This window comes from Vibrio nitrifigilis (genome assembly GCF_015686695.1).
In the GTDB taxonomy this organism is placed as follows: Bacteria; Pseudomonadota; Gammaproteobacteria; order Enterobacterales; family Vibrionaceae; genus Vibrio; species Vibrio nitrifigilis.
On the sequence record NZ_JADPMR010000002.1, the window covers coordinates 1 to 6,702 of the forward strand.

Genomic DNA, 6,702 nt, shown 5'->3' on the forward strand with positions numbered 1-6,702 from the left:
ATGTCTGTTTGTTTGATACCTAATAGTGATGGATTTCTCGCAGTAACTGACACCTCCCTTGAGGACTGCGGTGATTCATCGGGTTATATCGGTATAACAGTCGATGAGTACAATACATTGTCGTCATACACACAGATTACCGCCGCCGATGCTGGCTCTGCGTTTAGCTTCGGTTTCTTCGCTGTCTTTGCAGTTGGCTACTTATCTACCTATGCAATCAAGATAGCTATTCGATTAATACGTACAATTTGAGGTAACGACTATGGATGACATTTTTGGCGCAATCGACCTTTCTACAGTAGCTGGTTACATTGGTACTGCGGGCGTGGCTATCGTTGGTATCGCTTTGGCAATGAAAGCAATTACGCTTGCTAAGCGCGCTATCAACAAAGCGTAAGGTCTGAATATGCTCATTGCCCTGCACGATATTCAGTTAATTGTTTTTGCGCTACTGGGTGGACTCGCTGGCTTTGTAGCGTCTCAGAACTTCGACTAATCAAGGGGGCTTCGGCTCCCTTTTGTTTAGGTGACAGTATGAAACGACTTCTTTTACTATTCCTTTTTCTCGGCTCACCCTTTTATTCATATTCGACAACTTACTACCAAGTCGAACAAGTTAGTTTGCAGGGCTTAACTTGCCTAAATACTGTTGGGGAAGTTTTCACTTCATATAATTGTTTCGTAGGAATGGAGTTTACTCGTGGTGTTTTCACGTACACGATAGAAACGGTTTATGATAGTGGGAATCGTGTTTATGGTAGTGGTTCGTATACAAGTCCAGAAAATGGTAGTGGTTCTTTCTCTTCTTACGCACTTATCGCGTTTGGTACATATACCACAGAATCATGTCCTGACGGTGAGTCTTTGAATGATGATGGTGTTTGTGAAGAGTCAACCGATGATGGCGGGGACGATGACACGGAATCCTGTGAGGCGGGATTAGAAACAAGCTCCTATAGTTGGGATTACAGTACTTACGGCACTCATGTGTATGTTTGTGCGTCCAGTTGTACCTATAAAGATAACTCCTCTGTTTGCTCCGATACTCTTGGAACCTGTTCATCTTCGCTTATCTCTACTGGCGAATCATGCGATGAGGACGGTATTAGTTCACGTTCTACTAGTGGCGATGATTCAGATTCAGGTGATTCAGGTTCTGACGATGGTTCAGATTCTGGCGATTCCGGCTCTGATGATGGTTCTGATTCATCGGACGATTCTGGCTCGTCTGATGGTTCCGACTCTTCCGATGATTCAACCAGTGATGCCGATTTAGATGCAGTCGTGTCTGCTGTTGATACCATGAATTCTAGTGTGACATCGGCCCTTAATTCTATTGATTCGGCTGTCGTCTCAGAAGGTAATCAAACTCAAGCGGCTATTGAGGCGCTCAATAGTGATTTTAACGAGAAGATGCAAGCCAATACTGATGCAGTGACTAACGTCAAAGACTCCGTTGATTTGGTGAATGATTCAGTGTCTGACGTTAAAGACTCTGTTGATGCTGTTGGTGAATCGGTTGATGGTATCGCTTCGGCTGTTGATGGAATTGGTGATGATGTTGGAACAATTGCTGATGCGGTCACGGGCCTTGGGAATTTGGACACGTCTGGCGCTGGCCTGAGTGATGGTTGCTTAGATGGGGAAACTTGTGAATCGTTCTATACGCCTAGTTATCCTGACGGAATTGTCGGGGTCTTTAATGACCGATTTGATTCCATCGCTGAGACGGTCACTAGTGGCATTAGTGACATATTCGGTTCAATCGACTTGTCTAATGCGTCTAGACCGAGTCTAACAATGGAATTCTGGCTACTGGGTACGTTTGATTTTAATGATTATATTGATTGGGACACGATATTCTATTTAGTCCGAATCATCATGTACATTTCAACTCTATTTGCTTGCCGCAAAATAATATTCGGGGGTTAATATGTGGGATTGGATAGTAGAATTATTTAATGACTTATTAGAGTTCTTCTATAAGTTATTTCTAAGTCTGGTAGATGCGCTTAAGGATTTATTTGCATGGGTATTCGACCAAATATTTGATTTAATCGAGGTCGTCATTAGTTATATTATGACGTTATTTGCTCCCTTTGATTTGTCTGAATTAACTGATTCTATACCTTCAACCGCTGCTTGGGTTCTGTCCAATATTGGACTGCCTAATTGCTTGGTATTGATAGCGACTGCCATTGGTATTCGTCTCGTTCTACAGTTGATTCCGTTCACAAGGTTGGGCTCATAATGATATATGGTATTGTTGGCCGTCCTCGTAGCGGTAAATCATACGAGTCTGTTGTCTATCATATAATTCCTGCCATTCAAGATGGTCGCAAGGTCGTGACTAATGTGTCACTTAACGTTGACCAGTTCGTTAAGGTATTCGGCCCTCATGTTAGAGACCTTATCAAGGTGGTAGACGGCAAGTTATCAGAATACGGCAGTATGCAGCGCCCTTTTTCGCGCTTTGAAGATTACCAAGATGATTGGCGTGATGAGCAAAACCGTGGGCCTCTTTTCGTTGTGGATGAGGCTCATATGGTTCTACCAAACAGACAGCTAGACTCAAAGATATTAGAGTTTTACTCGCTTCATGGTCACTACGGGATAGATATTGTTCTCTTAACGCAGAATCTACGCAAGATTCATAAGGACGTTAAGGCAATGATTGAAATGACGTATTACTGCGCTAAAAATACCGCTTTTGGTAGCGATAAGACCTACACCAAGAAAGTGCGCCTTGGTGATACGTCCGAGGACTTAAACGTCGAGCAGCGTAGATATAAGAAAGAGTATTTTCCCTTCTATCAGAGTCACACTCAAAGTTCCGGTGCTGTTGTCGAGGCTGCTGCGGCTGATGTTAAGCCACTCTGGAAAACATGGCCTTTCATTGGTGCTGGTTTCATGTTCTGCTTGACCATTGTTTTGTTGGTCTATCAGCTTGTAATAAGGGAAGATAAAACAGTCAAACATGCCCATGTAAATAAAGTTCAGTCAACTGTTACTGTAAATACAAAGGCTCAGGTTCCTAGCGGTTCGCCCAAACCAAGGCGTAAGAATTTTGGCCCATTAGCTGATTATGATTTATTTGTGGCTGGATATTCTAAACAAGTTTCCTATATATCCAGAAAAAGAAACGATACGGTTGTCGATGCCGATAATACATTTAATCGTGTTTATCTTGATGTATATTCTGGCGCTCAGAAAATGTTTACGCTTAATAACTATGATTTAAAGAAGATGGGTTATGAATTTAAAGAATTGGCCTCATGTGTTTATGAGGCGTATTTTCACGATTCATCAAGAATAGTAGTTTGTAGAGAGGCTGTAATGACTCAGCCGGATTTAATTGCAGAAGCATCCCCAATAAAATTCTAGTCTATGTCCTTTCCTCGGAGGGGCCCCGTTTCGCCGGGGAGGAACCGAGGAAAGGAATAACCCCCCCTGTTTGTTTGTATGTCAATTCTGTATGTCAAAAATGACATACAACTCCTCCCGACTATCTCGCGCTTGCGCGACACGGAGCGGAGCGACTCACCGCTTTAGCCCCCCTGTTTGTTTGTATGTCAATTCTGTATGTCAAAAATGACATACAACTCCTCCCGACTATCTCGCGCTTGCGCGACACGGAGCGGAGCGACTCACCGCTTTAGCGGTACAAGCACGCCCCCAGGACTAAATTGATTGCCAGGATAAAACGTGCGAAAACCTGCGTCCTTGCCTTTGTTGAAAAAACTTCCCTTCCTCCTGCTAGACCATTGAGGTAGTTCAGCGTTTAAATTCGTACCGGTTCTTGCTCCGGTCGGTCGGTTTTTGGAGATGCAGGGTTTTGAATTTAGCGCGCCCCGTATAGTAATACGGGGTGAAAGTCTTAAGGATAAATACAGGGCGAACCGCTTACCCTGTCTTTTTATACATGTGTACCCTTGTCTCAAAATGAGACATGATTTATCGGTTTGGCATTAACTTGGCAAGTGCTCTGGCGTACTTTAACAGTTTTGTGTTAACGCCAATTTCGTTTATTGATTGGATTTCCAATAGTGCAATTCCTGTTAAAATTTGTTGCGGTGTAACGTATTGCCCTGTTGGTAACTTTAGTCTCCCGTTCCTTACTTCGAATTGTTCCCACTGCTCACTGTGGTGTAGTTCTCTATTCGATATAACTCTCATCAATCGCCTACACTCTTTTGGTATTGGTTTTCCTGCGTCCCATTCTTTGACGGTTCTCACAGTTTTAAAACATATTTCGGCTGTTTCTTCGATGGTTAAACCACATTTTAATTCACGAAAAACATAGTTTTTGGTCATCTCGTTGTACTTCACTAACTTCTACCCTCAAAGGGGTAGAGTTTATTTCACTGCAACTTGACGCACTATTTACCTTAAGTTTACATAATGCGTACTGTAAGTGCTCGATTAAAGGCATGCTGGCGAGCGTTCCTAAACTGACGTATGCCATTGAATTTAAATGTAATCCATGCCCGTTAAATTTTTTTGCGATGGTTTCCCATAGCTGCTTGATGTGCGGATTTTCATTGCGGTCAGCGTGACAACCTAACAATGCTATCTCAGGGTCAATTCCTGAGTTTTCAGCTAGAAAAACTGCTTCTGAATCAGATATATAACGTTTCCCTTTGCGCATTTCGCAGATTCTTGACGGGTTCACGTTTAAGTCATGTGCTATTTGCTTGTCTTGTACGTAGTTTTGAGCCTGTTTATAGGCATCTAACAGTTTACTTTGGTACATGGCAATTCCTCCGTTTTCCCGATAATAGCTCATTGGTTGCGTTTTTTCGCATCTAGTAATTGCGAAAATCTTCAACTATGATTGCGTTAATTCGCGATTTTGACCGCTGGTTTCGGCCTTAACCCGATTCTGGCGGTCTCCCTAAGCTGGTTAAGGTGGTTTCTTTTATGTGCGGTACTAACTCTCCTGTGTATTACTGGGCTGATGATGACGGTTATTACGTCTCAATCGATGGTTATCCAGATTACTTCCGCACTCGCATGGAAATGTATTCATACGCATGTGATTCAGGACGCGACCTTATCGAAGTTACGCCAGAAAATGAACCGGATTTGCGCGCCTCTGGTGCGTTTGACAACCAAGGGGAATGGTTATGAGCCGCACTATCATCGACTATGTATCATTCTCTGGCACGCCTCTGATTCTTGAGCGTTGTAAAGAAATGGCCAAACAACGTTATGCCTTTGCTGATGGTTCCGCTAAGTCGGCTCACCCAATGGCTACTATGCGTGAAGAAAACAAGAAAATCGCCTATTTCGGTGAAAACTTGGCTCAAGTTCTCGGATGCGTAGATGAAAACGACTACGCCAATAAAGACCTGTACTTTTCGGCTCTTAATAACGCGTTATGTGATGCTGATTTGTATATCGAATCGGACACATCTTTCCATGACTCTTACCAACAGCTCATTTCAAACATTGGCATCGATATGTTGGACGTCCTTTGTCATGGTGAACTCGAATCATTTTTAGAGTTGTTACAGGAAGAAATTTCCTATGACGGCAACGTTTGGACGGTAGAACGTCGCGGTGGTTATTCCGGTTATCGCTACAGTGCAAAACTTCTTTGTAACGGTATCCAAGCTGGGATTGTTGCTTGGGGTGCGGCTAACTTTGGTTTCTATGTGTCGTTCTCTGGTAAAGGCTGCACCGCTATCAGCATGGAACGTTTACACAAGGCACTGTCTCAAATGGCTGGCACTAAGTTAACCCGTGTTGACTTGGCCCTAGATGACCTAGAAGGAAACATAACCATCGATGAAATCAAAGAACGTTATCAAGATGGCATGTTCATCACTCAAGGTAAACCGCCTTGTTGGGGTGAGTTCCTTGGCGGTACTGGCGCTAGTGCTACCGATAAGCGCAAATGTGGCTTTGTTCCTGATAAGGGCCATACATTTTATGTTGGCGACCGTAATAACGGAAAGTTGTTCCGTGGCTACCATAAAGGCGCTCAACTTAACTCTACGGAATACCCAAATTGGAATCGTTTCGAGGTTCAAATAGGCAACCGTTATCGCGTGATTCCTTTGGATATTATCGTCAATCCTGACCCTTATTTTGCAGGTGCTTATCCTGCCCTAGCCTCACTCATTTCTGAGGTGCAACCAGTTCGTATTTCTACGGTTAAGCTGACGTTTAAAACCAACCTAGAAAATGCAATCAAACATGCTCGCGTTCAATATGGCAAGCTCGTTAACGCTATGCGCTTGCTCTATGAAGATGACTCTCACGTGATGGAAGTTCTGACACGTGGGTTTGAATTAAACGACATTCCCGACCGAATAAACTTTCCAGTCGGCTGGGAATACCACCATCAAAAAACTGGAGAACTAGCTCATGGCTAACACTATTCGTGCTCATATTCTTGGCTGCGAACACAGTCAAGGTACATCAAAAGGCTCTAACAGACCTTACAACTTCGCTGTCGTTAACATTCTCGGTGCTAATGACGGTTGGACAGAATCACAATCAGGTCGCTGTACTCGCGTTGGCCTGATGCAAAAAACCGTTCCAATGAGTACGGACAATCTGAGCTTGCTGCATAAGCTCCAAACGTTTGAAAACCAGTTCCCTTTGGAATGCGATTTAGTTTTGGATGTTGACCCTAATAACATTCAGAAAAACTGGGTTGTCGATATTAAACCAATCCAGAAATAAGGAATCGGT

At 43.3% G+C, this 6,702-nt stretch carries 9 protein-coding genes and 1 pseudogene; 8 read left to right on the forward strand and 2 right to left on the reverse strand.

Annotated features, from left to right (window positions below; translation table 11 throughout):
• From I1A42_RS13830 to I1A42_RS13845, 5 genes are all read left to right on the forward strand, one after another.
• The coding region (locus I1A42_RS13830; RefSeq protein ID WP_196123145.1) for a single-stranded DNA-binding protein at positions 1–252 on the forward strand (252 nt) is incomplete at its 5' end.
• 10 nt (positions 253–262) lie between these two features.
• The gene (locus I1A42_RS25040) at positions 263–397 is read left to right on the forward strand and encodes a hypothetical protein (protein ID WP_268982045.1); all 135 of its coding nucleotides are present in this window, start codon (positions 263–265) and stop codon (positions 395–397) included.
• Between the two features lie 137 nt (positions 398–534).
• Positions 535–1,932, forward strand: coding sequence for a hypothetical protein (locus I1A42_RS13835; protein WP_196123144.1), 1,398 nt, complete (start codon positions 535–537; stop codon positions 1,930–1,932).
• A 1-nt stretch (position 1,933) separates the two neighbouring features.
• Positions 1,934–2,251: a VSK receptor gene (locus tag I1A42_RS13840; protein ID WP_196123143.1), complete on the forward strand. Its 318-nt coding sequence runs from the start codon at positions 1,934–1,936 to the stop codon at positions 2,249–2,251.
• Positions 2,251–3,384, forward strand: coding sequence for a zonular occludens toxin domain-containing protein (locus I1A42_RS13845; protein ID WP_196123142.1), 1,134 nt, complete (start codon positions 2,251–2,253; stop codon positions 3,382–3,384). Before I1A42_RS13840 ends, I1A42_RS13845 begins: the two co-directional genes overlap by 1 nt.
• Positions 3,385–3,954: 570 nt before the next feature.
• Here I1A42_RS13845 and I1A42_RS24755 read toward each other — a convergent pair.
• Positions 3,955–4,329: a phage protein gene (locus tag I1A42_RS24755; RefSeq protein WP_196123141.1), complete on the reverse strand. Its 375-nt coding sequence runs from the start codon at positions 4,327–4,329 to the stop codon at positions 3,955–3,957.
• 67 nt (positions 4,330–4,396) lie between these two features.
• Positions 4,397–4,753 (reverse strand): annotated as a pseudogene (locus I1A42_RS13850) (DUF3693 domain-containing protein); the annotation flags it as partial.
• A gap of 167 nt (positions 4,754–4,920) precedes the next feature.
• Between I1A42_RS13850 and I1A42_RS13855 the strand changes: the two are divergent.
• Genes I1A42_RS13855 through I1A42_RS13865 form a run of 3 tightly spaced genes read left to right on the forward strand, consistent with a single transcriptional unit; the run spans position 4,921 to position 6,693 of the window.
• A complete protein-coding gene (locus I1A42_RS13855) occupies positions 4,921–5,130 on the forward strand; it encodes a hypothetical protein (RefSeq protein WP_196123148.1) in 210 nt (69 codons plus the stop codon).
• Positions 5,127–6,380, forward strand: a complete 1,254-nt coding sequence (locus I1A42_RS13860) for a replication initiation factor domain-containing protein (protein ID WP_196123147.1) — start codon at positions 5,127–5,129, stop codon at positions 6,378–6,380. Before I1A42_RS13855 ends, I1A42_RS13860 begins: the two co-directional genes overlap by 4 nt.
• Positions 6,373–6,693 (forward strand): hypothetical protein, encoded by a 321-nt coding sequence (locus tag I1A42_RS13865; protein ID WP_196123146.1) that lies wholly within the window; start codon positions 6,373–6,375, stop codon positions 6,691–6,693. The genes I1A42_RS13860 and I1A42_RS13865 overlap by 8 nt, the downstream gene beginning before the upstream one ends.
• Positions 6,694–6,702 lie beyond the last annotated feature (9 nt).